This window comes from Paracoccus sp. (in: a-proteobacteria) (assembly GCF_030538655.1).
In the GTDB taxonomy this organism is placed as follows: Bacteria; Pseudomonadota; Alphaproteobacteria; order Rhodobacterales; family Rhodobacteraceae; genus Paracoccus.
In genome coordinates this window covers 28,750-54,834 of sequence record NZ_JAUNTO010000019.1, presented here as the reverse complement: position 1 = coordinate 54,834, position 26,085 = coordinate 28,750, and the positions used below count along the sequence as shown (strand labels likewise).

The window sequence follows — 26,085 nt, the reverse complement described above, 5'->3', positions numbered from 1 at the left end:
TGCGTCCTTCCGATGGTCACAGGTAAGTAGACCATCACATGATGGGACTAAACACATAGGGCGCGCTGGTCGTTGGAATGAGACGGATCAGAAAACAGTCCGGGGGACTGTTTTCCCGTCGAATGATGTCGCCCACCCATTTCTGGTTCGGCCGACTTGCTGTGAAGTCTTGCTGCAGAAGATTCGGGGCGATGCCCATGGCGTGATCGCTGTTCGTGGTTCGCTTGAGCTTGCGGCTGCGAACGACCTAGATACCGTTCTGGCGCATCATCATCGCCATCGTCGTGAACACCGACGGTCGGCGCGAGGTTCTGGGCCTGGAGATCGGCACCTCCGAGGCCGAGCCGATCTGGACGGAGTTCCTTCGCAAGCTGACCCGGCGCGGCCTTCGGGGCGTGAAGCTGGTGATCAGCGACGTGCATAAGGGCATCAAGGCCGCCGTCTCGAAGGTGCTCAGTGCCACCTCCAGCGCAACGCCCTCGCCCATGCCGACAAGAGCGGCCGACGCGTGGTCTCGGCCTTCATCGCCACCGCTTTCGCCCAGAACACCGCCAAGGCCGCCAGCACCCAGTGGCGCGCCGTCGCCGATCAGATCAGGCCCAAGGTGCCGAAGCTGGCCACCCTCATGGATAACGCCGAGCACGACGTCCTGGCCTGCATGTCCTTCCCCAAGGAACACTGGGCAAAGCTGCACTCGACCAACCCGATCGAGCGGCTGAACGGCGAGATCAAGCGTCGCACCGAGGCCACCGGGATCTTCCCCAATGATGAGGCGATCATCCGCCTCGTCGGCGTGCTGCTGCTGGAACAGAACGACGAATGGGCCGTCCAGCGCGCCCGCTATATGACGCTGGAAACCATCGCGCAGATGGGCGAAGATGCCGTCATCAGCCTGCCCGCCGTGGCATCCTGATCAAGCAGGCCCGCATCGAACATCACGGTGACGATCAGCGCCAGCTACACCACTCCATGGGGCGGAAACGACCACAATCAGCGAAATCCCACATCACGCCGTGACCTCATGTCAGGCAGATCGCGCCAACGTCCGCCGCATCAAACTGTTCGGTCAGAGGATTTTTTCTGCCCGATCAGATGGATAAGCGACAGTGATTTTCGCACCGTCTGTCAGCCGGATAACAGATCGTATTGTCTTAATGCGCTAGTCAGGGCGTGCTTGAACCATGCGATATGACCTTTCCCGATGCCTTCACACCTTGCTGCCCTCCGTGAAATTCCGGCGCCGCGCTGCCGCAGGAATAGCCCGCCGCCTGTGATTTTTCCCAGCCATGCCGCCGATCGGGCGCAGATATGAGGTCAGCGACCGGCTTGCCCGTCGTCCGATCGCGTGGTCGGGCCGCATCTTCTGTGTTAACCACAGGGGAATGGTCGTGCCGGGCGCGTCGTCAATCTGTGGGGCAATCTCGTGTCGCATTGGCACCTACATTCTATTGACTGGCTTGACGCATTGCCCAAGCCGCTGCTTGCCCGACTTCGCACCCATTCGACGACCCTGCATTATGCCAAGGGCCAGATCGTCTTTGCCCCGGAACCGGACCCCGACACCGTGTTCCTTCTGGAAAAGGGAATTGTGCGAATCTATCGCCTGTCGCCCGACGGGGACGAGTTCACGCTGGCCTATATCAGCGTGGGCGAGATATTTGGCGAGCTGACGGCCTTTACCAACCGCCCCCGCGAAAGTTTCGCGCAGGCCGTTGTCGCCTCGACCGCGCTTTGCGTGCCGCGCCCGGTCTTCATGGAAATCGTGCAGGCGACGCCGCAGATCGGCTTTTCCATCACCAAGCAGATCGCCAACCGATTTGAGCGGATCGAGACCCGCGCCGAGGCACTGGTGTTCCGATCCGTCGCCGCACGGCTGGCCGGGGTGCTGGTCATGCTGCTGGATGATTTCGGCGAGGTTCACGACAACCAGGCCAGCCTGACCCTGCATCTGACGCAGGCCGAGTTCGCAACGCTGGTCGGCGCGGCCCGTCCGACCGTCAATCAGGCGTTCCAGCAATTGCGTCAAGCCGGGCTGGCCAGCTTTGCCCGTGGTCGTGTCAGCATCAGCGACGTGCAGAAGCTGCGCGATTTCGCCCGCGACGGAACCTGACCGCGGCCCTGCTGTCAGCCACCTGACAGAATTGCGCCCAGCCCGGCGCTATCTTGCCCCAGCGGCCAAAACGGCCCGCTTATCAGGAGAACCGACATGACCAGAACGAAACACGCCCTGGCCGCGCTGGTGCTGGCCTTTGCCGCTGGCCCCGCCCTCACTGTTCCCGTGATGGCGCAGGACGCGACGCCGATCGAAACGCTGGTGATTTACGATACGGTCGAGTTTGACGTTTACGGTTCGGGCAAGGCATGGCTGGATGGTCATGTAACCGGCGCCGGGGATGAGCGCATCGGTCGCGTGCATGACCTGCTGCTGGATGCGGATAACAGCGTCACCGCGCTGGTGGTGGGCGTCGGCGGCTTTCTGGGCATCGACGAAAAATTCGTCGCGATCCCGCTGGGGGACGTGACGGTCCAGCAGGACGATGACAAGATCACCTTTGCGACCAGCTACACCCGTGACCAACTGAAGGCCGTGGTGGAATAATACTGCCTTGACCCTTCCTCCGGCAGATCGCAGAATCTTGCGGTCTGCTGTTGCATTTTCCTGCCCTGAAAGGAACGGACCATGACCAAACGCCCCGACATCATCACCGATCCGCTGACCAATCGCGGCACTGCCTTTACGCATGACGAACGGGCCAAGCTGGGCCTGACCGGGCGCTTGCCTGCCGCGGTCGAGACGCTGGATCAGCAGGCGGCGCGAGCTTATGCGCAGGTTTCCAGCTTTGAAACCGATCTGGAGAAATACATCTATCTGGACCAGCTTCACGACCGGAACGAGGTGCTTTATTACCGCGTCGTCACCGATCACCTGGCCGAGATGCTGCCCATCGTCTATGACCCCACCATCGGCGAGGCGATCAAGAAATGGAGCCGCGATTACCGTCAGTCGCGCGCGGTTTACCTGTCTGTTGATCGCCCTCAGGATGTCGAGGCGTCGTTCCAGACCCTTGGCCTTGGACCGGATGATGTCGATCTGATCGTGGTCTCGGACGCGCAGGAAATCCTTGGCATTGGCGACTGGGGCGTGAATGGCACCGATATTTCCGTGGGCAAGCTGGCGGTCTATACGGCGGCGGCGGGGATCGACCCGTCGCGGGTGATTGCGGTGAACCTTGATGTCGGCACCGATAACGAACAGTTGCTGAACGATCCGGCCTATCTGGGCAACCGTCATGCGCGGATCACCGGGCAGAAATATGATGATCTGATCGACATCTATCTGGCGACAGCCAGCAAGATGTTCCCCAAGGCGCTGCTGCATTTCGAGGATTTCGGCCCGTCGAACGCCCGCCGGATTTTGGTCAACAACCGCGACAAGTATCGGATTTTCAACGATGACATGCAGGGGACCGGGGCGATCGTGATTTCCTCGGTCATGTCGGGGCTGAAGGTCACCAAGCAAAGCTTTGCCGACCAAAAGCTGGTGGTTTATGGCGCAGGCACGGCAGGCACCGGCATGGCCGACCAGATCCACGCTGCGATGATGCGCGCCGGGCTGTCGGATCAGGAGGCCCGCGCCCGCGTCTGGCTGATCGACATCAACGGTCTGGTAACGGACGACATGAAGAACCTTCCCGATTATCAGCAGGTCTATGCCCGCCCCGCCGCCGAAGTCGCCGACTGGGCGCGCAAGGACGGCAAGATCGGGCTGCAAACCGTGGTTGAGCAGGTCAAACCGACCATCCTCATCGGCACCTCGACCGACCACAACGCCTTTACCGAGGGCGTGATCCGCGCGATGGCGGCGGGCGTTGACCGGCCCATCATTCTGCCGCTGTCGAACCCGACCGAAAAGATCGAGGCGATGCCTGCCGACATCATCCCCTGGACCGATGGCCGTGCGCTGATCGCCACCGGGATTCCGATTGATCCGATCCAGTATAACGGCACCACCTATCACATCGGGCAGGCGAATAATGCGCTGCTGTATCCGGGGCTTGGGCTGGGTGTCGTGGTGTCCGGCGCGTCGCATGTGACCGACGGGATGCTGCTGGCCGCCGCGCAGGCGGTGGCGGGTCAGGTTGACCCGACCGCGCTTGGTGCCTCGCTGTTGCCGGATGTGTCGAACCTGCGGGCGTCCTCGGCCACGGTTGCCGTGGCGGTTGCGAAACAGGCCGTGGCGGATGGCGTTGCCACGCCAAAGGACAATCTGGTGCAGGCGGTGCAAGACGCCATGTGGCAGCCGGTTTACAAGTAAGCCTGTAAAATCGACCATAAGGCCCGCCCTTGTCCGGGCGGGCTTGCGGGGGTGCGGATGAGCCATCACGACGACGATCTGGCCGACCTGATGACGGCGCTTGGCCTGCTGCACGCCAATGGCCAAAGCACGGCGGTCACGCTGGACATTGGCACGCGGCTGGCCCGCCACTTTGGCCGCGACCTGATCCTGATGCCGGGCTGGAACGGTGTTGCGGTGCTGGATAACAATGATCCTTTGGGGGCGCTGCGTCTGGCACCGGGCCAACCGGCTGCGGTGAACATGCGCCGCGTCGCCGCCACCATCACCGCCTGCGAAGATCTGCTGGCAGGCAAGCTGCCCCGCGCCGATTTTCGCCCCGCACTGGACCGCGCGGGGCGGCTGCCTGCCTCGGGCGATTTGGCCTTTGCCGGGGCGGCGGCGCTTGGCGCGGTGGCGCTGGCGGTGATCTTTGGCGGAGACGTCCCCGCCTCGATGCTGCTGATCGCGCTGGCGGCCGGGCTGGGCGGGTTGCTGCGCCGCCGGATGGGGGCGCTTGGCGCAAGCGGCATCTGGCAGGCTTTCGCGGCGGCGCTGCTGGCCGGGCTGTTCGGCGCCTTGGCGGATCACCTGCACCTGACCTCGGCGCAAAGGCTGGTGGCGGTCTGCCCCTGCATGGTGCTGGTGCCGGGGCCGCATCTGCTGAACGGTTGTTTCGACATCGTGGCGGGCCGCATTCAGATCGGCATGGCGCGGCTTGGGCTTGGCATAGCCATTTTGGCCGGGATCGCGGCGGGCGTCGTGGCGGGCCTGCTGCTGGGCGGCAGTTCGCTGCCCCCGGCGGAACCCGTCGGTTCGTCCCCGCTGCTGTGGGATATTCCCGCCGCCGCAGCCGCTGCGCTGGCCTATAGCGTGTTCTTTTCGGCCCCGCCGCGCCTGTATCTGGCCCCGATGCTGGTGGGCGCGGCAGCGCATGGCGTGCGTTGGCTGGCAATGCACGATCTGGCCATGCCGATGTATCTGGCATCCGGGCTGGCCTGCCTGATCGTCGGCGCGGTGCTGGCCCCCTTGGCGTTGCGCCGCCACCTGCCTTTTGCCGCCATCGGCTTTGCCGCCGTGGTCGCGCTGGTGCCGGGCCTGTTCGCTTTTCGCGCCATGAGCGCACTGTTCGCGCTGACCAGCGCCGACGCCGCACAAAGGGCCGAGATGTCGGCGATCCTTGCAACCGATCTGGCCACATTTCTGGTCACGACCGGCGCGATGGCGGCGGGGCTGATGCTGCCGCTGGCCGTCGCGCGGGCATGGGCGCGCCACTCCAAACGTTTGGGGTAAGCAGATGGAAAAGGCTCCGACCGCCGCACCGGACAAGGCCCCCGCCGACCGTTCCGGCCACATGGCTGTCGCTGCCTCTGACGATACGCAAGGCCATGTTTCTTTCGCTCTGGCCATCTTGCTGACCGCCTGCGTTGCCGGGCTGGTCGGGGCGGCATGTGCTCTGACGCTGCATGTCGTGCAGCACCTCGCCTTTGGCTATGCGCTTGGCGATCTGTGGGGCGACGAAAGCTTTCTGGATGGCGTGCGCGCCGCCGCCCCCTCACGCAGAGTGGTTGTGTTGGCGCTGTGTGGCGTGATCGCAGGCGTCGGCTGGTGGTTGCTTTTCCGCTTTGGCCGCCCGCTGCGGTCTATTGCGCAGGTGGTGGATGACCCCGCCCACCCGATGCCGGTCGGCGCGACGCTGGTTCATGGTGGTTTGCAGATCGTCACCGTGGCCATGGGATCGCCCGTCGGACGCGAGGTCGCCCCGCGCGAAATCGCCGCAATGCTGGGCGGATGGCTGTCCAGGCGGCTAGGGCTGACCGTTGCCGACCAGCGGACGGTCATCGCCTGCGGTGCAGGGGCCGGGTTGGCGGCGATCTATAACGTGCCATTGGGCGGTGCGGTTTTTACGCTGGAGGTGCTGTTGAAAACCCTGGCACCCCGGCAGGCGGTGGCCGCGCTGACGGCCTGCACGCTGGGTGCCTATGTCGCCTGGACCGGGCTGGGCGACAGCGTAGCTTACCGCATTCCGGCGCTGGTGATGGACCGCTCGCTGGTGATCTGGGCGGTGTTGACAGGGCCGGTTTTCGGGTTGGCCGGGCTGGCCTATGGCCGCCTGACGGCGGCAAGCCGCGCCAGCGCGCTGACCGATGCCCGCATGATCCCGGCCTGTCTGACGGTCTTTGCCGCCATCGGTATCGCCGCGATATTCGTGCCCGAACTGCTGGGCAACGGCCACGGCCCGATCCAACTGGGGCTAGAGGGCGAGGTCGGCGTCAGGCTGGCCCTGATCCTGATCGCGCTGAAACTGATCGCCGTCGTTCTGGTCCTGCGCGCCGGGGCCGAGGGCGGGCTGATGACCCCCGCCATGACCATCGGCGCACTGATGGCGCTGATCCTTGGCGCGGGTTGGGGGGCACTGACCGGCGCGGCGCTCATGCCCGGCTCTTACGCACTGATCGGAGCGGCCGCGCTGTTGTCGGTGTCGATGAAGATGCCGCTGACCGCAGTCATCCTGACGATGGAATTCACCCGTGCCGCCCCCGATTTCCTGATCCCCGTCAGCCTCGCCGTCGCCGGGGCCTGCGTGACGGCGGCGGTGGCATCCTGCAACCTTGGTCAACACATGCGGAAGGGAACATGATCCCTATCGATCCGAACTCTTGCGCAGGCAAGGCGCGCAAAAACTTGGTTCTTTAAAAGATCCAGCCTGGTCTTTGGGGGCTGATGGACGCTTCGGTCTCGACCCTTGCGCCAATATTTGCCGCGACGGGTCTGACCGGACATCCGATGAATGCCTTCCATGTCGGACTTGCTGCTGCGCCAGGGGCGGGTGTGTCAAAATTCTGCGCCTGGAAAGACTTGTCATGACTATCCCGGACCAAGCCTGCGCCGGATGCGATCACGCCAAAGATCGGGTCATCATGTTCATCCCGGAATAATCGCCATCAGGCGCCGGATTGCGGATCAAGGATACCATCCTCTTGGCATTGTAGATTAGCGCTTGCAGCGCCACCTCGGTGCGCACGTTCTTGAGCCTCTGTGCCCGAAAATGAGTATAGGCCACGCTGGAATAGTGCCGTCGCGAATAAAACTGGTCGACGATGATCGTGGGTGGCATATTATGCGACCAGGGTCGCAGTGCGGGCGGTCTCGGCTGGGGAATAGCCCCCGTTGGCAGGATTGTTAGGGGACCACAGAAAGCCCCTGACACTTGTGCGAAAGGCAGATTCGAGTTGTTCAAGATCCAGTCTGGCGCGATCCTTGCCCGCCGCCTTATAGTCGGGCTGGATGATCCGCGCGACGTGATCCTGCGTCGTCCCTTTATTCGCCTGTGATCGTAACCAAGGGGGCGGACAGATCGTAGATCGTTTTCTGCGTCAGTAGGGGCTGAAGGTTGGTGATTGGCTGGAACTCGACGCGCTGGATGCTATCGCGGGGCTGGTCAACTGCGGGGGGCATCGCGATCATGCTCGATTTGGCACCACCATGGCCCGAGGGGCTGCGGCTGGAAAACTGTCGCAGACTGTCGCTGGCTCATGCCAGACCAGAATACTGATCCGGCGCGCGCGTCGCGTTGATGCGACCTGTGTCAATGCCTGTAGCGGCGGATAACCGACACGACTGGCTGCCGCTTATACCCCCTCATCCATGAACGCCCGCAGCCGTGGCACCATGAAATCAAGAAAGGCGCGGACGCGGTGGGGCATGTGATCGCCGCCAAGGAACAGGGCGTGGACGTCCTCGCCGTCGCCCTCGACCGCATCGGGCATGACCGCGACCAATGCGCCGCTTTGCAGGTCGCGGCGGACGTGGAATTCACCCATCCGGGCCAGCCCCATGCCCGCCAGCGCCATTTGCAGCACGGTCTCGCCGTTATTGGCCAGCAAAGGCCCGCTGACCGGGAAATCCACCACCCGCCCGCCGTGGCGCAAGGGCCAGATGGGATGGCGAAAGTTCATGCCCAGACAGGCGTGCCCGGCCAGATCGGCGGGGCTTTGCGGGGTGCCGCGCCGGGCCAGATAGGCGGGCGAGGCCACGATCCGGCGCGGTGCGGTGCCCAGCTTGGCAGCCGTCAGCCCCGAATTGGCCAGGGGGCCGACGCGAAAGGCCACATCGGTGCGATCCAGATACAGATCCACGATGTCTTCCGAGATCGACAGATCGACCACGATATTCGGATATTCGGCCCAGAAGGCGGGCAAAAGCGGCTCTACCGCGACCATGCCGAAGCCCACCGAGGCCGTCACCCGCACCGTGCCGCTGATGCTGGCCGCCCCTTGGGACAGTTCCTGTTCCACGGCCTCCAGTTGCGCCAGCAGGGCCTGACTGCGATCATAGTAAATCCGCCCCTCTTGCGTCAGCGACAACCGGCGCGTGGATCGTTCCAGCAGGCGCACGCCAAGCCGCGCCTCGATCCGGCCGATCAGTTTCGACACGGTGGATGGCGTCATCAACAGATGCCGCGCGGCCTGCGAAAAGCTGCCGCTATCGACCACGCGCAGAAAGACCTGCATTTCGCCCGCCCGGTTGTCCATCTGCCATCCTGTGAAATGGTTTCACAGATAATGTGACATTCGGGGCGATTATCAAGCCCCGTTGCACGGGTTATCTGGGCTGCATCGCGGGCAAACCGCCCGAACAGGAGATTGTGATGATGAACGTCAATGCTCATGGGGCCGTGATCCCCGCGCTTGGTTTCGGTGTGTTCCGCATGTCGGAAGCCGAGGTCGAAACCCTGATCCCCGCCGCGCTGGAGACCGGCTTTCGCCATTTCGACACCGCGCAGATTTATGAGAACGAAGCCGCTTTGGGCCGGGCGCTGACGGCTGCGGGCGCGCGGCGGGATGACCTGTTCCTGACCACCAAGGTCTGGGTTTCGAATTACAGCGCGGATCGGTTCGCGGCCTCGGTCGATGAAAGTCTGGACCGGCTTGGCGTGGATCACGTCGATCTGCTGCTGGCGCATTGGCCCGGCGATGCGGTGCCGGTGGAACGTCAGATCGAATGGCTGAACGAAGTGCAGGCGGCGGGCAAGACGCGCCATATCGGCGTCAGCAACTATAACCGCAGCCAGCTGAAGGCGGCGATTGCGGCATCCGCCACGCCCATCATCACCAACCAGATCGAGATGCACCCCTATCTGGACCAATCCGCGATGATCGCGCTTGCGGCGGATACCGGCACCGCGCTGACCGCCTATTACGGCATGGCCGATGGCGCGGTGCCGCGCGATGCGGTGCTGGCGGAAATCGGCGCGGGCCATGGCAAGACGGCGGCGCAGGTGGCGCTTCGCTGGCTGGTGCAGCAGGGCATTATCGCGCTGTCGAAAACCGCCAATCCCGCCCGTCTGGCGGAAAACTTCGCCATTTTCGATTTCGCCCTGTCTGGTGCCGAAATGGCCCGCATTACCGCCCTTTCCCGCGCGGATGGCCGTCTGGTCAGCCCGGCAGGTCTTGCCCCGGATTGGGCTGCATAAGGATAATTCAATGGAAACGCGCAATTCCAACTGGCCGCTGCTGGCCCTTGCCATCGGGGCTTTCGGCATCGGCGTGACCGAGTTTTCGCCCATGGGAATGCTGCCCGTCATCGCCGAGGGGGTGGGCGTGTCCATCCCCTCGGCCGGGCTTCTGGTCAGCGCCTATGCGCTTGGCGTGATGATCGGCGCGCCGGTGATGACGCTGCTGTTCGCCCGCTTTGGCAAGCGCACGGCGCTGATGGCGCTGATGGGGATATTCACGCTGGGGAACCTGATGTCGGCGCTGTCGCCGGATTACTGGACGCTGCTGGCCGCGCGCGTCGTGACCAGCCTGAACCACGGGGCGTTCTTCGGCCTTGGCGCGGTGGTCGCGGCCAGCGTCGTGCCGCGCGAGAAACAGGCAAGCGCGGTGGCCACCATGTTCATGGGCCTGACCATCGCCAATATCGGCGGCGTGCCGGTGGCGACCTGGATCGGCCAGCAAATCGGCTGGCGCGAGGCTTTCGCAGGCACCGCCCTGCTGGGCCTGCTGACCATCGGCGCCCTTTGGTTTGCGCTGCCTAAGGGCGAGCCAGGCCAACGCCCCGAAGTGGCGCGCGAGTTGCGCGTGCTGACCCGCCCCAATGTGCTGATCGCACTGTTGGTGACGGTGATGGGGTCAAGCGCGATGTTTGCGCTTTACACCTATGTCGCGCCGGTCCTGACCACGCTGGCGGGGGCGTCCGACAGGTTCATCACGTTGGCGCTGATGCTGATCGGGATCGGCTTTACCATCGGCAACTGGCTGGGCGGGCGCGTGGCGGACTGGTCGCTTGACGGGGCGACGGCGGGCTTTCTGGCGCTGCTGTCGGTGGTGATGCTGGCCGCGCCGCTGTTTCTGGGCCACACGATCAGCGCCGCCGTGCTGCTGCTGATCTGGGGGGCTGCGGCCTTTGGCGTCGTGCCGCCGGTGCAGATGCGGGTGATGCAGGCCGCGCATGACGCGCCGGGGCTGGCCTCGTCCATCAATATCGGCGCGTTCAACCTGGGCAATGCCATCGGCGCGGCGCTTGGCGGCGCGGTCATCAGCGCGGGGCTGGGCTATGCCATGGTTCCCGTGGCGGGCGGGCTGGCCGCCGCGGTCGGGCTGGTGCTGGTCTGGCCCGCCGTTATAAAGAGCCGCAAGAATCGACCTGTTGTCGAGCCGCATTGAGACTGTAGGCCGGATGCTGTGACAAGGGATACCGCCCTTACCCTACAGGGTCCGGCCTATAGAGAGCCATGACATGAACGAATCAAGTTCGACGATGATCTGCTCATCGGCATCTTGGGCGAACGGTCGCTGATACTGACAACATCCGCAGCATTCGCTGCGGGTGTTGTTGTTTTGGGCGGCCTATTCAATGGGTTGCCCCTCTGTCCAGCCCAAATCCGCCCCAATTCCCTATACAGCGTGGCATAGATCTCCACGCGCCCCGATCCGGGATGGGTGAGAGCTTATCAATCCCTTGCAGCCCCTGATCGTCTTGGGGCAGCCCATCCTGTGACACCCCCGCGCCAAGACCCGGACCACCGCCCGCTCACCAATGGATAGCCAGGCCCCGAGCATCGGCCATAATGTGCAATTGGTGTTCATCCGTCTTTTGTGCGCCCGATCAGGCATCCGCGCCCCCTTTTCAACCACAGGCTGGACGCTGTGCGATGCGCCTTCAGATGGGTGGTCTCATCGACTGTTCCTGGGGCTGATGCCAAACCCTCATTATGCCAGCAAAGGCAGCCAGCCTTGGGCGGCACGTCGCAAATGATCCGCGCTGCGATCTGAATGACCGTCACCTATATCGCGCCGACCGTCAGAAAAGGGGTGATCTTGGCGAGTATGATTTCTGCTGGAGTGACGGGCGCGGCCAGCAGGTTTTCATGGTGTCGCGTGCGATTTCGCAGGTCAGCACGATCAAGGTCATTATCACCATGGCCATTTTCATGATGATTTCCGGCAGACCCGGCAGGATGTTGAACTGGCTCAGCCTCTCGGGGGTGCAACGGCGGTGGACGATGATATTTGGCGCGGCGGTGGGTGCTCGGCAGGTCAGCGCCTAACCCCGGACGATGGTGACGCCGAACGACATCCGCCCATCGGGCAGCATCCGTTCTGTCTCGGCGGCGGTAGGATGGGCGAGATGAAACGATACTCACTGGTGTTTTCCGGTGCCGTTATCATGACGTGGACAAAGCGGTCGTCGGCGGGCGCGACAAGGACGGTGGGTATTAATCCAGGGTTGATGGCGAAGTCGAACAGCAAAAGCCACATCAGCGACACGATCAGCAGCATCTGGATGAATTTCATACGCAGCAGAGCCATGATGCCGTGGACTTGGCATCACATATTATCCTGCGACTGCTCAGGCGGATGAACATGTCTCAAGGCTGGTGTCCGCTGCCATACACGTGGCCCCGGCGGCGGCGAGATGGGCGAGGCGGGCAGTTGGTCGCTGCTTGTGCCGCACCGATGTCGGCGCGCAATGATGCGCATGGGTTTCGCAGGTGTTGTGGGCAGGTCGTCGGGCCGACGTTGACCAATGTGAATGACTTCCCGCCATTCTGATCGGGGTCTGACCCGTCCTCAACCGCGCCAGTGTCGGGCCAGATCGCGCAGCCCCTGCGCCAGTGTGGTCACGTCGATGCCGACGCCGACAAAATTCGCCCCCGCAGCGACGCATTCAGCCACAAAGCCGGGATCGGTGGACAGCATTCCTGCCGCGCGCCCTGCTGCGCGGATGCGGCGCAGCGCGTCGGTGACGGCGGCGCGCACCTCGGGGTGGGTGGATTGCCCGGCATGGCCCATGTCGGCGGCCAGATCGGCGGGGCCGATGAACACGCCGTCCAGGCCGGGCACGGCCAGAATATCGTTCAGCGCCGCCAATCCGGCCACCGATTCCACTTGCACGATCAGGCAGATCTGGTCGTTTGCCGTGGCTACATAATCCGGCACCGCCCCCCAGCCCGAAGCTCGTGCCAGCCCCGCCCCCACGCCGCGGATGCCCTGCGGTGCATAGCGGGTGGCCCGCAGCGCGCGCGCGGCCTGTTCGGCGCTGTCCACCATCGGGATCAGCAGCGACTGCACCCCGATGTCCAGTGCCTGCTTGATCCGGGCCGGGTCGTCGTCGGGCAGGCGCAGCACTGGCGCAGGCGCTTTACCGGCCAGCACCGCCACCTGTGCCGACAGGCTGCGCAGATCATTGGGCGCATGTTCGCCGTCGATCAGCAGCCAGTCGAAATCCGCCGTCGCCGCGATTTCCGCCGCATAGGGATCGGCAAGGCCCAGCCAGATGCCGTGCAGCACCTCGCCACGGGCCAGACGCTGTTTCAGACGATTCAGGGGTGCGGGCATGGGAAACCTCCGGTGACAGGCGCAGCTTAGGCGGCGGCGCAGGCGGCGCAAGAGGGCGGGGCGTTTCGTATTTGCCCGAAAAGGGTGCAGACTGCCCGCATTATGACCTTTTGCTGGTCTGATGCGCACTTCCGGCGGCTGTGGCGTGCCCGTCCGGCTTTTGGTCCGTGCCGCTGCCGCTCATTCTGGGGGCATGTTGGACACCGCCCCGATGCAGCGCAGTTTTGGTCAGGCCCGCGTCACCCTGTCGGGGGGGCGGCTGGTGGCGCTGCATCAGGCCGGTTCCGCCAAGGCAATGTTGCGGCTGCGCGGCACACCCGAGGTGGTGTTTCTGAATACATCCGGCGGGATGACCGATGGCGACCGGCTGGAGCTGTCATTCGGCGTGACGCAGGGCGCGGCTACCGCCACGACCCAGACGGCGGAACGTGCCTATCGTGCCAGCCCCGGCGGCATCCCGGCCCGCGTCCGTGTCAGCCTGAGCGCCGGACCGGGTGCGCGCCTGAACTGGTTGCCGCAGGAAACCATCATGTTTGACGATGCGCGGCTGGATCGGCTGACCAGTGTCGATCTGGCCCCGGATGCTGCGTTTCTGGGGCTTGAGACGATCATTCTGGGCCGCGCGGCCATGGGCGAGACGGTGCGCCGCCTTGGGCTGACTGACCGTCGCGTGATCCAACGCAATGGCCGCCTGCTGCTGTCCGATCCGCTGCGGCTGACCGATGCGGCGCTGGCCCGCGCAGGCCATGCTCTGTTGGGCGGGGCGCGGGCGATGGCGGTGCTGGTGCTGGTGCAGGACGGTGCCGCCGATGCGCTGGTCCCTATTCGCGCTGCGCTGGATGAACCCGGCGTGACCGCCGCCGCGTCTGCGCTGGACGGGCGGCTGGTCGTGCGGGCGGTTGCCGCCGATGGCTGGCCGTTGCGGCGGCAGATGATCCGGCTGATCGAGATTTTGCGCCCCGGCGCGCTTCCCCGTGTGTGGCAGATATGAAGGGCAACCGATGAACCTCACCCCCCGCGAAAAGGACAAGCTGCTGGTCAGCCTCGCCGCGATGGTCGCGCGCGGGCGGCTGGCGCGCGGCGTCAAGTTGAACCACCCCGAGGCCATCGCCCTGATTACCGATTTCGTCGTCGAGGGCGCGCGCGATGGCCGCTCCGTCGCCGATCTGATGGCAGCAGGGGGCGAGGTGATCCGCGCCGATCAATGTATGCCCGGCATCCCCGCCATGATCGAGACCGTGCAGGTCGAGGCGACCTTTCCCGACGGGACCAAGCTGGTCACGGTCCACCACCCCATCCGATAGGAGATCGCAATGAAACGGCTTTTCTCATCCGCCGCCCTTTTGCTGCTGCCGCAGGCGGCGTTGGCCCATCCGGGCCATGACACCGGAACGCTGGCCGCCGGGATGGCGCATCCCATCGGCGGGCTGGATCACGTTCTGGCCATGGTCGCGCTTGGCGTATTGGTCGCGCAGATCGGCGGGCGCGCGGTCTGGCTGCTGCCCACCGTCTTTGTCGGCGCGATGGTTGCGGGCGGGGTCGCCGGGGCTTTGGGCCTGCCCTTTGTCGGGGTCGAGCCGATGATCCTGACCTCGGTCATCGTCCTTGGCGCACTGGTGGCGCTGGCCCTGCGCCTGCCGATGGCGGTGCTGCTGGCCGGGGTAGCGGTGTTCGGCGCGGCGCATGGCTGGGCGCATGGGGCCGAAGGCCCGGCCACCGGGCTGGCGGCTTATGCGGCGGGCTTTGCGCTGGCGACCGCGCTGTTGCATGGCGCAGGGATTGCTGTGGCCCGCGTGGCCCCCGGCCTGGCGCTGCGCGCGGCGGGTGCCGTGACCGGGCTGGCGGGCGTCGCACTGGCGGTGGCGGGCTAAGCCGATGATCCCCGGAGAAATCATCCCCGCCCGCGACCGCATCACCCTGAATGCCGGTCGCGCGGCGATCACGCTGATGGTCGCCAACACCGGCGACCGCCCGGTGCAGGTCGGCAGCCATTATCATTTCGCGGAAACCAACGCCGGGCTGGAATTTGACCGCCATGCCGCGCGCGGAATGCGGCTGGATATTCCCGCAGGCACCGCGATCCGCTTTGAACCCGGTCAGCGGCGCGAGGTGCGGCTGATCGCCTTTGCCGGGGCGCGTCAGGTATGGGGCTTTAATGCGCAAGTCATGGGGGCGTTGGATGGCAACTGACATCACCCGCGCCGATTACGCCGCCCATTATGGCCCGACCACCGGCGACCGCATCCGCCTTGGCGACACCGATCTGATTATTCAGGTCGAACGCGATCTGACCACCTATGGCGAAGAGGTGAAATTCGGCGGCGGCAAGGTGATCCGCGACGGCATGGGCCAAAGCCAGGTCACCCGCGCCGCGGGGGCGGCCGATACGGTCATCACCAATGCGCTGATCCTCGACCATTCGGGCATTTACAAGGCTGACATCGCCCTGCGCGACGGGCGCATCCACGCCATCGGCAAGGCAGGCAACCCCGACACCCAGCCCGGCGTCACCATCATCATCGGGCCGGGAACCGAGATCATCGCGGGCGAGGGGCGGATCATCACCGCAGGCGCCATCGACTGCCACATCCACTTTATCTGCCCCCAGCAGGTGGATGAGGCCCTGGCCTCTGGCACCACCACCATGATCGGCGGCGGCACCGGCCCCGCGCATGGCACGCTGGCCACCACCTGCACCCCCGGCCCCTGGCACATCCGCCGGATGCTTGAGGCGGCGGACAGCCTGCCCATGAACATTGGCCTTGCGGGCAAGGGCAACGCCAGCCGCCCCGATGCGCTGATCGAACAGATCCGCGCAGGCGCGATGGCGCTGAAGCTGCACGAGGATTGGGGAACCACCCCCGCCGCCATCGACTGTTGCCTGACCGTGGCCGACAGCCACGACATTCAGGTGATGATCCACACCGACACGCTGAACGAATCCGGCTTTGTCGAAAACACGCTGGCGGCCATCGGCGGGCGCACCATCCACGCCTATCACACCGAGGGGGCGGGCGGCGGCCATGCGCCCGACATCATCCGCGTGGTCGGGTCGCAAAACGTCATCCCCTCCTCCACCAACCCGACGCGGCCCTATACCGTCAACACGATCGAGGAACATCTCGACATGCTGATGGTCTGCCACCACCTCGACCGCGCGATCCCCGAGGACGTGGCCTTCGCCGAATCCCGTATCCGGCGCGAGACCATCGCGGCCGAGGATATTCTGCACGATCTGGGCGCGTTTTCGATCATTTCGTCCGACAGTCAGGCCATGGGCCGCGTGGGCGAGGTCATCACGCGCACATGGCAGACCGCGCATAAGATGAAGGTGCAGCGGGGGCGTTTGACTGGGGAAACCGGCGAAAACGACAACCTGCGCGCCCGGCGCTATGTGGCGAAATACACCATCAACCCGGCGGTGGCGCATGGCATTTCCGCCCATGTCGGCAGTGTGGAACCCGGCAAGCGCGCCGATCTGGTGATCTGGCACCCGGCGTTTTTCGGGGCCAAGCCCGAAATGGTGCTGATCGGCGGGCAGATCGTGGCGGCGCAGATGGGCGATGCGAATGCCTCGATCCCGACGCCGCAGCCGATGGCGATGCGGCCCATGTTCGGCGCGCTGGGGCGTGCCTGCCAGTCGGCGGCGGTGCATTTCGTCAGCGCCGCCGGGGCGGATGCGGGCTGCTGCGACGGGCTGGGCAAGGCCGCCGTTGCGGTCAGCGGCACCCGCGACATCGGCAAATCCGATATGCGCCTGAATGACGCCACGCCGCAGATCGAGGTGGACCCCGAAACCTATCAGGTCCGCGCCGACGGCGAGCTGCTGACCTGTGAACCCGCTGGCGAACTGCCGCTGGCGCAACGCTATTTCCTGTATTGAGGTAACAATGATCTATGCCGAGATAAAACCTGTCGAACTGGGCGTCGCCACGGCGATCCTGTCCGATGGCCATGGCCGCCCGATCTCGGGCCGCGTGGTGCTGGATTACGACGCGCGCTGTCTGCGCCGCAAGCGGCTGATGACGGAAGGGGGGGCCAGCTTTATGGTCGATCTGCCGCAGACGGTCAGCTTGTCGGGCGGCATGGCGTTGGCCCTGTCCGATGGCAGCGCGGTCGAGGTGGTCGAGGCGCATGAACCCGTGCTGCGCATCAGCGGCGATCTGGTGCGGCTGGCCTGGCATATCGGCAACCGCCATTGCCCCTGCCAGATCGGCGGCGACCATCTGGTGATCCGCGCCGATCCGGTGCTGGAAGCGATGCTGGTCCAACTGGGCGCGCAGATCACCCGCGCGATGGCCCCGTTTCACCCCGAGGGCGGGGCCTATGGTCATGGACGGACATTCGGCCATTCCCACTGACGCGGTTCGGGCTGACGCCGCCCGCCTGCTGGCGGTGCAACTGCTGTCGCCCGCTTTCCCGACCGGGGCATTCGCCTATGCGCAGGGGCTGGAATGGGCGATGGAGAGCGGGGCGATCCGCGATGCAGCGGGATTGACGGCTTGGTTGGGCGATGTGCTGGACTATGGCGCGGGCTGGTCGGATGCGGTGATCCTGTCGCTGGCGCTGCGGCCCGGTGCCGACCATGCCGCGCTGGACGATCTGGCCCGCGCGCTGTGCCTGTCGTCCGAACGGCTGACCGAAACGCTGGAACAAGGCGCGGCCTTTGCCCGCACCGCCGCGCCGCTGACGGGCGCGCCCGCCACCCCCGCCGCCTTGCCGGTGGCGGTGGGCCGCGCGCTGTCAGGCCAACCGCTGCCCCGCGCCGAGGTGATCGCGCTTTACCTGCACGGGCAGGCGCTGAACCTGACCCTTGCGGCGGTGCGATACCTGCCGCTTGGCACGGATCAGGGGCAGGCACTGCTGGCCGGGCTGGCCCCCACCATCCTGCAACTGGCCGCCCGCGCGAGCGCCGCCACCGAGGCCGACCTCGGCACCTGCGCCATCGGCGCGGACATCGCCCAGATGTGCCACGAAACCATGCATACAAGGATTTTCCGAACATGAAGAACGGCCCCCTTCGCGTCGGCATCGGCGGCCCCGTCGGTGCGGGCAAGACCACGCTGACCATCGAACTGTCCCGCCTTCTGGCCCCGCGCCTGTCGATGGCGGTCATCACCAATGACATCTACACCCGCGAGGATGCCGAGGCTGTCACCCGCGCCCAAGTCTTGCCATCCGACCGGGTGCGCGGCGTCGAAACCGGCGGCTGCCCGCATACCGCCATCCGCGAGGATGCCAGCATCAATCTGGCCGCCGTGGCCGATCTGACGGCGGCACACCCGGACCTTGACCTGATCCTGATCGAATCGGGCGGCGATAATCTTGCCGCGACCTTTTCGCCCGAACTGGCCGATCTGACGATCTATGTCATCGACACCGCCGCCGGACAGGACATTCCGCGCAAACGCGGCCCCGGTCTGGCGCGGTCTGACCTGCTGGTGGTGAACAAGACCGACCTGGCCCCCTATGTCGGCGTGGATGCCGAGATGCTGGAATCAGATGCACGGGAATCGCGCGCGGGCCGGGCGGTGGTGATGGCGGCTCTGCGGCAGGGGCAGGGCGCACAGCAGGTCGCCGAGTTTATCATCCGGCAGGGCGGCATCGGCTCACTGCCCGGTTTTCAGGCAGAGGGCTGCCTCGCTGCCAGCGCCAAGGGCAGTTGACGCCGCGCGGGGCGGAAACCGCCCTGCACCATTGCCGCCGCACCCGGCAGCGGATTTTCTGCACCTGCAAAGGCCGCGCAAGGCCCAAGCCACGGTAAACACAAATGCCGCCCCAAGGATACCTCGCGCCACCCCTCTGGCAGCGGCCGGACCCTTTGCGGCCTGAAAGGGAAGACATGCAGGGATTGAAGGCAATTCTGACCGGCACCGCCATGACGCTGGTTCTGACCAGCGCGGCACTGGCTGAAGACACGATCAAGATCGGCGTGCTTCATTCGCTGTCGGGCACGATGGCGATTTCGGAAACCACGCTGAAAGATACCGTCCTGATGATGGTGGATCAGCAAAACGCCAAGGGCGGCCTTCTGGGCAAGCAGATCGAAGCGGTGGTCGTCGATCCGGCCTCGGACTGGCCGCTGTTTGCCGAAAAAGCGCGCGAGCTGATCTCGGATCAGGGGGTCGATGCGATCTTTGGCTGCTGGACCAGCGTCAGCCGCAAATCGGTGCTGCCGGTGGTCGAGGAACTGAACGGGCTGCTGTTCTATCCGGTGCAATATGAGGGCGAGGAATCGTCCAAGAACGTCATCTACACCGGCGCGGCCCCGAACCAGCAGGCGATCCCGGCGGTGGATTACATGGCCGACGAGCTTGGCGTCGAAAAATGGGCGCTGCTGGGGACGGATTACGTCTATCCACGCACCACGAACACGATTCTGGAAAGCTATCTGGCGGGCCGGGGCGTCGCGCCGGGCGATGTGTTCGTGAACTATACCCCCTTCGGCCATTCCGATTGGTCCAAGATCGTGGCCGATGTGGTGGCCTTGGGTCGCGACGGCAAAAAGGTCGGCGTGGTCAGCACCATCAACGGCGATGCGAATGTGGGCTTTTACAAAGAGTTGGCGGCGGCAGGGATCAGCGCTGATGACATTCCGGTCATGGCCTTTTCCGTGGGCGAGGAGGAATTGTCAGGTCTGGATACTGCGAACCTCGTCGGGCATCTGGCGGCGTGGAATTACTTTGAAAGCGCCGAGACCCCTGAAAACGCCGCCTTTATCGAGGAATGGCACGCCTTTACCGGCAACCCGAACCGCGTGACCAATGACCCGATGGAGGCGACGATGATCGGCTTTAACGCCTGGGTCGCGGCGGTGGAAAAGGCAGGCACGACCGACACCGACGCGGTGTTAGACGCGATCGTGGGCGTCGAGGTGCCGAACCTGACCGGCACGATGGCGACTGTGCTGCCCAACCACCACCTGACCAAGCCGGTGCTGATCGGCGAAATCCGCGCCGACGGCCAGTTCGACATCATCAGCCAGACCGCGCCGGTGCCGGGTGACGCCTGGACGGATTACCTGCCCGCCTCGGCGGTGCTGGATTCGGACTGGCCGGGCAAGGGCTGCGGCATGTGGAACACGCAGACCGAAAGCTGCGTGCAGATTCAGTCGAACTATTGATACCAAGCGGGGCGGCCCCTGTGCCGCCCCCCCCGAAACTGCCTGAACGGGGCCGGATTCATGCGAAATTTTCTGTTTTCTGTCCTTGTCATGGCGGCGGTATGGTTGGCCGCGCCTGTTCAGGCGCAGGATCTGGGCGCGGTGGTGGACAGCTACCGCGACCAGATCGCCAATCCATCGCGCCAGACCATCGCCCCGGTGATCGAGGCGCTGGCCGGGGCCGGCACCGAAGGCGCGGCGCTGCTGTCGGCATGGGCTGACCGGCGGCTGGGGATGACGGCGGACGGCGCGCTGGTGTTTCTGGACAGCGGGCTGGATGCGGTGACGGGGGTGCCGGTCTCGGCCCCGGCGCAGGCGCTGCGGCCCAATTCGGGCGTGCGCGGGCTGATCGCGGGGGCCTTGGTCGCCGGGCAGATCGCCGACCCCGACCCGGCGCGGCGCGCGGCGGCACTGGATGCTATCGCGCGCGACGGATCGCCTGACCACCTGGCGGCATTGCGGGGCGCCGCGCCCGACCCCGACCCGGCACTGGCCGCCCGCAAGGCGCGGCTGGAACGGCTGCTGACCATCCGCTTTGACCCGGACAGCACGGCGCGGGTGGCGGCGATCAATGACCTGTCCGGGTCTATCGGCGCGGATTTTCAGGCGGCGCTGAACCCGCTTTTGGCCACGACTCGCTTTGCCGGGCTGACCCTGCCGCAAGGGGCCAATGTCGCCCGCAGCCTGACGCCGGGCGATGAGATTTCGCGCAGCGATGCCTATGCGGCTTTGGTGCAGAACGGTCTGGCGCAGGCTCCGCTGAGCGGCGCGGATCAAAAGGCGGCTTTGGCGGCCAATGTCCGCGACGGCATGGTCGGCGGCGTGCCTGTCGCCGCGCTGACCGACCCGGCAGCCCGCGATCGCGCCTATTCGGCGCTGGAACGGCAAGGTCTGGTCCCGCTGGCCGCGACCAGTGATGAGATCGACGCCGCCCTTGCCCGCCACATCTTTGCCGACATCTACGCCGAACCCGACCCCGCTGTGACAGAGGCCGCACAATCGGCGCTGAACGCCATCGCGCTGCGGCAAGGCGCGCTGCAAACCGTTGATCTGGCGCTGGATGCGCTGTCGCTTGCCTCGATCTATTTTCTGGCCGCCATCGGTCTGGCCATCACCTTTGGCGTGATGCGCGTCATCAACATGGCGCATGGCGAGTTCATCATGATGGGCGCTTACACCGGCTATGTCACCCAGACGCTAATCACGGATCGCACCCTGTCGCTGGTCGTGGCGCTGCCTGCCGCCTTTGCCGTCACCTTCGGCGCCGGGGTGGTGCTGTATCTGCTGGTCATCCGCCATCTGGCCAGCCGCCCGCTGGAAACCCTGCTGGCGACCTTCGGCGTGTCCATCGCGCTGCAACAGTTGGCCAAGAACATCTTCGGCACGCAGGCCCGCCCGCTGACCGCGCCGGATTGGCTGCAAGGGTCCGTGGGTTGGGGCGAGATCGTGGGCATATCCTCGATCCGCGTCGCCATCTTCGTCCTGGCGCTGATCTTTCTGGCGCTGTTCCTGTTCATCATGCGCCGCACAAGGCTGGGGCTAGAGGTCCGCGCCGTCACCCAGAACCCCGGCATGGCGGCCAGCATGGGCATCAATCCGGGGCGTATCGCGATGATGACCTTTGGCCTTGGGTCCGGCATCGCCGGGATCGCGGGGGTGGCCATCGGGCTGTTCGCGCAAGTCACGTCGGAACTGGGGCAGGGCTATATCGTGCAATCCTTCATGACCGTGGTGGTCGGCGGCGTCGGCAATATCTGGGGGACGCTGGCCGGTGCCGCGCTGATCGGCGGGCTGCAAAAGGGGATCGAGGTTCTGAACCCGGCCAATACGCTGGCCGCGCAGACATGGATGATCCTGTTCATCATCATCTTTATTCAGTTCCGGCCACGCGGCATCATGCCGCAAAAGGGCCGGGCGGCAGAGGTCTGACATGCTGATCCGCAAATATCCCGCCCTTTTGATCGCGCTTGCGCTGCTGGCCCTGTTCACCGTCGCAGTTACCCTGATGTCCGAGGCGTATGGGTCCGGCGCGATCCCGACATCCATGGTCAAGACGCTGGGCAAGACGCTGTGCCTTGCGCTGGCGGCCTTGGCGATGGATCTGGTCTGGGGATACGCCGGTATCCTGTCCTTGGGTCACATGGCGTTCTTTGCGCTTGGCGGCTATATGATCGGCATGTGGCTGATGTATGCCCGCACCGGGGAAATCGTTACCGCCACGCTGGCCAACTCGCCCATCCCCGCCACCGCCGCCGAGATTCAGCAGGGCATCGCGGGCCAAGTGTTCGGCGTCGTCGGATCGACCGATCTGCCGTGGACGTGGACCTTTGCGGGCAGCCTGCCGATGCAACTGCTGCTGGTGGTCGCGGTGCCGGGGGTATTTGCGTTCCTGTTCGGCTGGCTGGCGTTCCGCAGCCGCGTGAATGGCGTTTACCTGTCGATCCTGACCCAAGCGATGACGCTGGCCCTTGCCCTCTGGCTGTTCCAGAACGACAGCGGCTTTCGCGGCAATAACGGGCTGTCAGGGCTGCAAAACATCCCCGGCCTGACCGGCACCCCGCAATCGGTGATCTCAGTCTGGTTCCTCTGGGCCTCTGCCGCCGCGCTGGCCTTGGCGTTCGTGCTTGGCACATGGCTGACCGGCGGCAAGTTCGGCAGCGTGATCCGCGCCATCCGCGACGATGAAAGCCGGGTCCGTTTTCTGGGTTACTCGGTCGAGGTTTATAAGCTGACCATCTTTACCCTGACGGCGATGATCTGCGCCATTGCCGGGGCGCTGTATTACCCGCAAGCCGGGATCGTGAACCCGGCGGAACTGATGCCGATTGCCTCGATCTACCTTGCCGTTTGGGTCGCCATTGGCGGGCGCGGACGGCTGTATGGGGCAGTTGTGGGGGCCATTGCCGTGTCGCTGCTGTCAAGCTGGTTCACCGGCGGGCGCGCGCCCGACCTGAACCTTGGGTTCTACCGCATCCAGTGGATTGACTGGTGGCAGGTGCTGCTTGGCCTCGGCTTTGTCTGCGTGACCCTGTTCGCGCCGCGCGGCCTGTCGTCGGTCTATGACCTGCTGGCCGGGCTGCGCCGCCCCGACCGGCACGGGTCGGACCTTGGCCCCAACCTTGGCGCCTTGCAGGAAAAGGAGGCCGAGGCATGACCGCGCTGTTGGAAGTATCGGGCGTATCCAAGACCTTTGACGGGTTCCGCGCCATCAACAACCTGTCGTTTGAAATCGGCGCGGCGGAACTGCGCGCGGTGATCGGGCCGAATGGCGCGGGCAAGACCACCTTCATGGACATCGTGACCGGCAAGACCCGGCCTGATTCTGGCGATGTGCTGTGGGGCGAAAACTCGGTTTCCTTGCTGAAACTGTCCGAGGCGCAGATCGCCCGCGCCGGCATCGGCCGCAAGTTTCAGCGCCCGACCGTGTTCGAGGATCAGACCGTTCGCGACAACCTGACCATGGCCCTGCGTGCGCCGCGCGGCCCGTTCGCGGTGCTGCGCTGGCGTGCCACCGACATCAGCCGCGCGCGGGTCGAGGAACTGGCGACTGAGGTCGGCCTTGCCGACCACCTGAGCCGCAAATCGGGCGAGCTGTCGCATGGCCAGAAACAATGGCTGGAAATCGGGATGCTGCTGGCGCAGGAACCGCGCCTATTGCTGGTCGATGAACCCGCCGCCGGGATGACCGTGGCCGAACGCGAGGCGACAACGGCGCTGTTGGTGCGGCTGGCCCAAACCCGCGCCGTGGTGGTCGTGGAACATGACATGGACTTCGTGCGGCGCCTGAACTGCCGCGTCACCGTGCTGCATCAGGGCAGCGTTCTGGCCGAGGGGTCGCTGGATCACGTATCCGCCAACCCCGAGGTGATCGAAGTATATCTGGGGCGTTAAGATGATCGAGGCGGAAAACGTAACGCTGCATTACGGCGGCTCGCAAATCCTGCACGGGGTGTCGCTGACGGCCCTGCCGGGGCAGGTAACATGCGTCATGGGCAACAATGGCACCGGTAAAACCAGCCTGATGAACCTGCTTGCCGGGCGGCACCCCCGGTCGGGCGGAGAATTGCGGCTGATGGGCGAACGCCTTGGCCGCGTCACCGGGCAAGAGATGGCGCGGCGCGGGGTGGGGTATGTCCCGCAGGGGCGGGCGATCTTTCCTATGCTGACCGTGCGGGAAAATCTGGAAACCGGCTTTGGCTGCCTGCCGCGCGGTGCGCGCCGCGTGCCGGATGCGATCTATGACAGCTTTCCCGTGCTGGCGGAAATGGCCCACCGCCGTGGCGGCGATCTGTCGGGCGGGCAGCAACAGCAGCTTGCCATCGCCCGCGCCCTGGTGATCCGCCCGCGTGTTCTGCTGATGGATGAGCCGACCGAGGGTATCCAGCCCAATATCATCGCCCAGATCGGCCGCGTCATCGCCGCCCTGCGCGATCAGGGCGAGATGGCCGTGGTGCTGGTCGAACAGTATTTCGACTTTGCCTGGGATCTGGGCGACAGCTTCACCGTGCTGGAACGGGGCAGGGCGGTTTTGCAAGGGGCACGGGATCAGGTCACGCGTGCCGATGTTTATGCGCGGCTGGCGAATTTGGCGTCAGCCTGAAACGGTTCTGCCCTTTGCCAAGGCGGGGATGTATTTGGTCCCGGTTTTCGGGCAAAAACCTGTGATTGCATGGGATTTGTCATTGCAAGAATAGCTGGACCGTCTTGCGCAACGGATCCGATGATGTTGCGGGCGTGATCTTTCCAATTGAAATGGCTGCTTTCCATTCTGGAAAACATGCAGATCGCCGCCTTGCATACGGGTCATATCAAGCTGGGCGGTGTCGATAAGCGGGGAGAGCAATTTCTGCCTCGACATAAAGGACAAGCTGCGGATCAATATCCCAAACCTTGATGAGCGGATCGAGAACCTTTCGGGCTGGTAATCAGCAAAAGCGTGCTGATTGCACGCTGGCGGCTGACCCGGCCCCGGATTCTGGATGAACCAACGCGAGACCATCATTCCTGTGGCATCCCTGTGGGCTTTGAGATGTATTGCCTGAACGTCGTGGCTAACCCTTTGCACAAATGGCGGTTCGTTCCCGCAGCCGAGTCCGCCCATCTGTTCTATCTGCACGCGACGCTTTACCAGATCATTCGCCGTTGTGACGCCACCCGGTCGCATCCCGCCACATACAGCGCCACCCACAACAGCCGTCCGTCCTGTCCGCGCGCGACGCCGACACCCATGGCGCGGGCGCGGGTGCTTTGCTGATTGCGGGCGTGGCCGGGTGATGTTTGCCAGGCCGCCACCGTGCCTGCCGCGTCAGCGGTGCCCATGGCGACGTTTTCCGCTGAATAGCACACCGTCAGCCCCGCGCGACGCAGGCGCTGCATCGGCATTCGCCCCGATCCGTCACGGTGCGAGACGGTGCTGCGCCGGGCAAGATCGCAAGCGTGATCCTGCGCCACACGGCTGAGGGCGGTTTCAATGGTCAGCGGTCCTGTGCCGATCTGGCCGCGCATGGCATTTGTCGCACGGCCCAGATCGGCGATCAGGCTGGGCGCACCACCGGGTGTGCAGCCTGCCCATGTGGCGGAAGCGCTGAAAAGAGTAATCAGGAAAACAAACAGGCGCATGATCCCTCCGCATGACAAGCTGCACTTGGTCACATTGCACGGAAACGATGGAAACTATCTTAACGCACTGAATTTTAATGTTTTTGATTTTAGCTGTTTTTTGCTTGAGCGTGTCGGTGGCTTGCCCT

The 26,085-nt window shown here is 64.9% G+C and carries 26 protein-coding genes and 5 pseudogenes; 24 read left to right on the top strand and 7 right to left on the bottom strand.

Going from position 1 to position 26,085, the window contains the following annotated elements:
- Positions 1-124: 124 nt before the first annotated feature.
- A pseudogene (locus Q4G22_RS12550) lies at positions 125-271 on the bottom strand (IS3 family transposase); the annotation flags it as partial.
- Between Q4G22_RS12550 and Q4G22_RS12545 the strand changes: the two are divergent.
- From Q4G22_RS12545 to Q4G22_RS12520, 6 genes and pseudogenes are all read left to right on the top strand, one after another.
- A pseudogene (locus Q4G22_RS12545) lies at positions 267-913 on the top strand (transposase); the annotation flags it as partial. The pseudogenes Q4G22_RS12550 and Q4G22_RS12545 sit on opposite strands and share 5 nt — an antisense overlap.
- 552 nt (positions 914-1,465) lie before the next feature.
- Entirely contained in the window at positions 1,466-2,110 is a 645-nt protein-coding gene (locus tag Q4G22_RS12540; protein WP_303386233.1) for a Crp/Fnr family transcriptional regulator, read from the top strand.
- A gap of 96 nt (positions 2,111-2,206) precedes the next feature.
- Positions 2,207-2,599, top strand: coding sequence for a PRC-barrel domain-containing protein (locus Q4G22_RS12535; RefSeq protein WP_303386232.1), 393 nt, complete (start codon positions 2,207-2,209; stop codon positions 2,597-2,599).
- An 81-nt stretch (positions 2,600-2,680) separates the two neighbouring features.
- Entirely contained in the window at positions 2,681-4,315 is a 1,635-nt protein-coding gene (locus Q4G22_RS12530; protein WP_303386231.1) for an NAD-dependent malic enzyme, read from the top strand.
- A 57-nt stretch (positions 4,316-4,372) separates the two neighbouring features.
- The gene (locus Q4G22_RS12525; protein WP_303386230.1) at positions 4,373-5,626 is read left to right on the top strand and encodes a threonine/serine exporter family protein; all 1,254 of its coding nucleotides are present in this window, start codon (positions 4,373-4,375) and stop codon (positions 5,624-5,626) included.
- A gap of 4 nt (positions 5,627-5,630) precedes the next feature.
- A complete protein-coding gene (locus tag Q4G22_RS12520; RefSeq protein WP_303386229.1) occupies positions 5,631-6,974 on the top strand; it encodes a chloride channel protein in 1,344 nt (447 codons plus the stop codon).
- A gap of 284 nt (positions 6,975-7,258) precedes the next feature.
- Here the strand turns inward: Q4G22_RS12520 and Q4G22_RS12515 are convergent.
- A pseudogene (locus tag Q4G22_RS12515) lies at positions 7,259-7,411 on the bottom strand (IS5/IS1182 family transposase); the annotation flags it as partial.
- Positions 7,412-7,965: 554 nt separating this feature from the next.
- A complete protein-coding gene (locus tag Q4G22_RS12510) occupies positions 7,966-8,868 on the bottom strand; it encodes a LysR family transcriptional regulator (protein ID WP_303386228.1) in 903 nt (300 codons plus the stop codon).
- A gap of 116 nt (positions 8,869-8,984) precedes the next feature.
- Between Q4G22_RS12510 and Q4G22_RS12505 the strand changes: the two genes are divergently transcribed.
- Entirely contained in the window at positions 8,985-9,809 is an 825-nt protein-coding gene (locus Q4G22_RS12505; protein ID WP_303386227.1) for an aldo/keto reductase, read from the top strand.
- A 10-nt stretch (positions 9,810-9,819) separates the two neighbouring features.
- Positions 9,820-11,001 carry an MFS transporter gene (locus Q4G22_RS12500; protein WP_303386226.1) on the top strand — a complete coding sequence of 394 codons (1,182 nt, stop codon included), beginning with the start codon at positions 9,820-9,822 and terminating at the stop codon, positions 10,999-11,001.
- Positions 11,002-11,386: 385 nt separating this feature from the next.
- Here the strand turns inward: Q4G22_RS12500 and Q4G22_RS12495 are convergent.
- A pseudogene (locus Q4G22_RS12495) lies at positions 11,387-11,519 on the bottom strand (IS5/IS1182 family transposase); the annotation flags it as partial.
- A 30-nt stretch (positions 11,520-11,549) separates the two neighbouring features.
- Between Q4G22_RS12495 and Q4G22_RS12490 the strand changes: the two are divergent.
- Entirely contained in the window at positions 11,550-11,885 is a 336-nt protein-coding gene (locus Q4G22_RS12490; protein WP_303386237.1) for a hypothetical protein, read from the top strand.
- Here Q4G22_RS12490 and Q4G22_RS12485 read toward each other — a convergent pair.
- Positions 11,875-12,147: a hypothetical protein gene (locus tag Q4G22_RS12485; protein ID WP_303386225.1), complete on the bottom strand. Its 273-nt coding sequence runs from the start codon at positions 12,145-12,147 to the stop codon at positions 11,875-11,877. The two genes, Q4G22_RS12490 and Q4G22_RS12485, sit on opposite strands and share 11 nt — an antisense overlap.
- A gap of 261 nt (positions 12,148-12,408) precedes the next feature.
- Entirely contained in the window at positions 12,409-13,176 is a 768-nt protein-coding gene (locus Q4G22_RS12480; RefSeq protein ID WP_303386224.1) for an HpcH/HpaI aldolase/citrate lyase family protein, read from the bottom strand.
- A gap of 193 nt (positions 13,177-13,369) precedes the next feature.
- Between Q4G22_RS12480 and Q4G22_RS12475 the strand changes: the two genes are divergently transcribed.
- The 15 genes and pseudogenes from Q4G22_RS12475 to Q4G22_RS12405 form a co-directional block, all read left to right on the top strand.
- Positions 13,370-14,167, top strand: a complete 798-nt coding sequence (locus Q4G22_RS12475) for an urease accessory protein UreD (RefSeq protein WP_303386223.1) — start codon at positions 13,370-13,372, stop codon at positions 14,165-14,167.
- Positions 14,168-14,177: 10 nt separating this feature from the next.
- Entirely contained in the window at positions 14,178-14,480 is a 303-nt protein-coding gene (locus Q4G22_RS12470; RefSeq protein WP_303386222.1) for an urease subunit gamma, read from the top strand.
- 9 nt (positions 14,481-14,489) lie between these two features.
- A complete protein-coding gene (locus Q4G22_RS12465) occupies positions 14,490-15,047 on the top strand; it encodes a HupE/UreJ family protein (RefSeq protein ID WP_303386221.1) in 558 nt (185 codons plus the stop codon).
- A 4-nt stretch (positions 15,048-15,051) separates the two neighbouring features.
- Positions 15,052-15,366 (top strand): urease subunit beta, encoded by a 315-nt coding sequence (locus Q4G22_RS12460; protein WP_303386220.1) that lies wholly within the window; start codon positions 15,052-15,054, stop codon positions 15,364-15,366.
- Entirely contained in the window at positions 15,356-17,059 is a 1,704-nt protein-coding gene (ureC, locus tag Q4G22_RS12455) for an urease subunit alpha (RefSeq protein WP_303386219.1), read from the top strand. The genes Q4G22_RS12460 and ureC overlap by 11 nt, the downstream gene beginning before the upstream one ends.
- Before the next feature lie 7 nt (positions 17,060-17,066).
- Entirely contained in the window at positions 17,067-17,537 is a 471-nt protein-coding gene (locus tag Q4G22_RS12450) for an urease accessory protein UreE (protein ID WP_303386218.1), read from the top strand.
- Positions 17,509-18,183: an urease accessory protein UreF gene (locus Q4G22_RS12445; RefSeq protein WP_303386217.1), complete on the top strand. Its 675-nt coding sequence runs from the start codon at positions 17,509-17,511 to the stop codon at positions 18,181-18,183. The genes Q4G22_RS12450 and Q4G22_RS12445 overlap by 29 nt, the downstream gene beginning before the upstream one ends.
- Positions 18,180-18,842: an urease accessory protein UreG gene (gene ureG, locus Q4G22_RS12440; RefSeq protein ID WP_303386216.1), complete on the top strand. Its 663-nt coding sequence runs from the start codon at positions 18,180-18,182 to the stop codon at positions 18,840-18,842. Before Q4G22_RS12445 ends, ureG begins: the two co-directional genes overlap by 4 nt.
- Before the next feature lie 176 nt (positions 18,843-19,018).
- Complete coding sequence (gene urtA / locus Q4G22_RS12435) at positions 19,019-20,299, top strand: urea ABC transporter substrate-binding protein (protein ID WP_303386215.1); 1,281 nt, start codon at positions 19,019-19,021, stop codon at positions 20,297-20,299.
- Between the two features lie 60 nt (positions 20,300-20,359).
- A complete protein-coding gene (gene urtB / locus Q4G22_RS12430; protein WP_303386214.1) occupies positions 20,360-22,267 on the top strand; it encodes an urea ABC transporter permease subunit UrtB in 1,908 nt (635 codons plus the stop codon).
- Position 22,268: 1 nt separating this feature from the next.
- A complete protein-coding gene (gene urtC / locus Q4G22_RS12425) occupies positions 22,269-23,492 on the top strand; it encodes an urea ABC transporter permease subunit UrtC (RefSeq protein WP_303386213.1) in 1,224 nt (407 codons plus the stop codon).
- Positions 23,489-24,229 (top strand): urea ABC transporter ATP-binding protein UrtD, encoded by a 741-nt coding sequence (gene urtD, locus Q4G22_RS12420; protein ID WP_303386212.1) that lies wholly within the window; start codon positions 23,489-23,491, stop codon positions 24,227-24,229. Before urtC ends, urtD begins: the two co-directional genes overlap by 4 nt.
- Before the next feature lies 1 nt (position 24,230).
- Positions 24,231-24,938, top strand: a complete 708-nt coding sequence (urtE, locus tag Q4G22_RS12415) for an urea ABC transporter ATP-binding subunit UrtE (RefSeq protein ID WP_303386211.1) — start codon at positions 24,231-24,233, stop codon at positions 24,936-24,938.
- A 147-nt stretch (positions 24,939-25,085) separates the two neighbouring features.
- On the top strand, positions 25,086-25,232 hold the full coding sequence (locus Q4G22_RS12410; RefSeq protein WP_303386210.1) for a hypothetical protein: 147 nt from the start codon (positions 25,086-25,088) through the stop codon (positions 25,230-25,232).
- A 96-nt stretch (positions 25,233-25,328) separates the two neighbouring features.
- A pseudogene (locus Q4G22_RS12405) lies at positions 25,329-25,430 on the top strand (5-deoxy-glucuronate isomerase); the annotation flags it as partial.
- A gap of 32 nt (positions 25,431-25,462) precedes the next feature.
- On the opposite strand, the gene Q4G22_RS12400 reads toward Q4G22_RS12405, so the two are convergent.
- Positions 25,463-25,957: a CAP domain-containing protein gene (locus tag Q4G22_RS12400; RefSeq protein WP_303386209.1), complete on the bottom strand. Its 495-nt coding sequence runs from the start codon at positions 25,955-25,957 to the stop codon at positions 25,463-25,465.
- Between the last annotated feature and the right edge of the window lie 128 nt (positions 25,958-26,085).

What these genes read in the sequence shown, in the direction of transcription:
- Q4G22_RS12535 (WP_303386232.1), top strand. Translation starts at nt 2,207, where the DNA reads ATGACCAGAACGAAACACGCCCTGGCCGCGCTGGTGCTGGCCTTTGCC.
- Q4G22_RS12530 (WP_303386231.1), top strand. Translation starts at nt 2,681, where the DNA reads ATGACCAAACGCCCCGACATCATCACCGATCCGCTGACCAATCGCGGC.
- Q4G22_RS12525 (WP_303386230.1), top strand. Translation starts at nt 4,373, where the DNA reads ATGAGCCATCACGACGACGATCTGGCCGACCTGATGACGGCGCTTGGC.
- Q4G22_RS12520 (WP_303386229.1), top strand. Translation starts at nt 5,631, where the DNA reads ATGGAAAAGGCTCCGACCGCCGCACCGGACAAGGCCCCCGCCGACCGT.
- Q4G22_RS12510 (WP_303386228.1), bottom strand. Translation starts at nt 8,868, where the DNA reads ATGGACAACCGGGCGGGCGAAATGCAGGTCTTTCTGCGCGTGGTCGAT.
- Q4G22_RS12505 (WP_303386227.1), top strand. Translation starts at nt 8,985, where the DNA reads ATGATGAACGTCAATGCTCATGGGGCCGTGATCCCCGCGCTTGGTTTC.
- Q4G22_RS12500 (WP_303386226.1), top strand. Translation starts at nt 9,820, where the DNA reads ATGGAAACGCGCAATTCCAACTGGCCGCTGCTGGCCCTTGCCATCGGG.
- Q4G22_RS12490 (WP_303386237.1), top strand. Translation starts at nt 11,550, where the DNA reads ATGCCAGCAAAGGCAGCCAGCCTTGGGCGGCACGTCGCAAATGATCCG.
- Q4G22_RS12485 (WP_303386225.1), bottom strand. Translation starts at nt 12,147, where the DNA reads ATGGCTCTGCTGCGTATGAAATTCATCCAGATGCTGCTGATCGTGTCG.
- Q4G22_RS12480 (WP_303386224.1), bottom strand. Translation starts at nt 13,176, where the DNA reads ATGCCCGCACCCCTGAATCGTCTGAAACAGCGTCTGGCCCGTGGCGAG.
- Q4G22_RS12475 (WP_303386223.1), top strand. Translation starts at nt 13,370, where the DNA reads ATGTTGGACACCGCCCCGATGCAGCGCAGTTTTGGTCAGGCCCGCGTC.
- Q4G22_RS12470 (WP_303386222.1), top strand. Translation starts at nt 14,178, where the DNA reads ATGAACCTCACCCCCCGCGAAAAGGACAAGCTGCTGGTCAGCCTCGCC.
- Q4G22_RS12465 (WP_303386221.1), top strand. Translation starts at nt 14,490, where the DNA reads ATGAAACGGCTTTTCTCATCCGCCGCCCTTTTGCTGCTGCCGCAGGCG.
- Q4G22_RS12460 (WP_303386220.1), top strand. Translation starts at nt 15,052, where the DNA reads ATGATCCCCGGAGAAATCATCCCCGCCCGCGACCGCATCACCCTGAAT.
- ureC (WP_303386219.1), top strand. Translation starts at nt 15,356, where the DNA reads ATGGCAACTGACATCACCCGCGCCGATTACGCCGCCCATTATGGCCCG.
- Q4G22_RS12450 (WP_303386218.1), top strand. Translation starts at nt 17,067, where the DNA reads ATGATCTATGCCGAGATAAAACCTGTCGAACTGGGCGTCGCCACGGCG.
- Q4G22_RS12445 (WP_303386217.1), top strand. Translation starts at nt 17,509, where the DNA reads ATGGACGGACATTCGGCCATTCCCACTGACGCGGTTCGGGCTGACGCC.
- ureG (WP_303386216.1), top strand. Translation starts at nt 18,180, where the DNA reads ATGAAGAACGGCCCCCTTCGCGTCGGCATCGGCGGCCCCGTCGGTGCG.
- urtA (WP_303386215.1), top strand. Translation starts at nt 19,019, where the DNA reads ATGCAGGGATTGAAGGCAATTCTGACCGGCACCGCCATGACGCTGGTT.
- urtB (WP_303386214.1), top strand. Translation starts at nt 20,360, where the DNA reads ATGCGAAATTTTCTGTTTTCTGTCCTTGTCATGGCGGCGGTATGGTTG.
- urtC (WP_303386213.1), top strand. Translation starts at nt 22,269, where the DNA reads ATGCTGATCCGCAAATATCCCGCCCTTTTGATCGCGCTTGCGCTGCTG.
- urtD (WP_303386212.1), top strand. Translation starts at nt 23,489, where the DNA reads ATGACCGCGCTGTTGGAAGTATCGGGCGTATCCAAGACCTTTGACGGG.
- urtE (WP_303386211.1), top strand. Translation starts at nt 24,231, where the DNA reads ATGATCGAGGCGGAAAACGTAACGCTGCATTACGGCGGCTCGCAAATC.
- Q4G22_RS12400 (WP_303386209.1), bottom strand. Translation starts at nt 25,957, where the DNA reads ATGCGCCTGTTTGTTTTCCTGATTACTCTTTTCAGCGCTTCCGCCACA.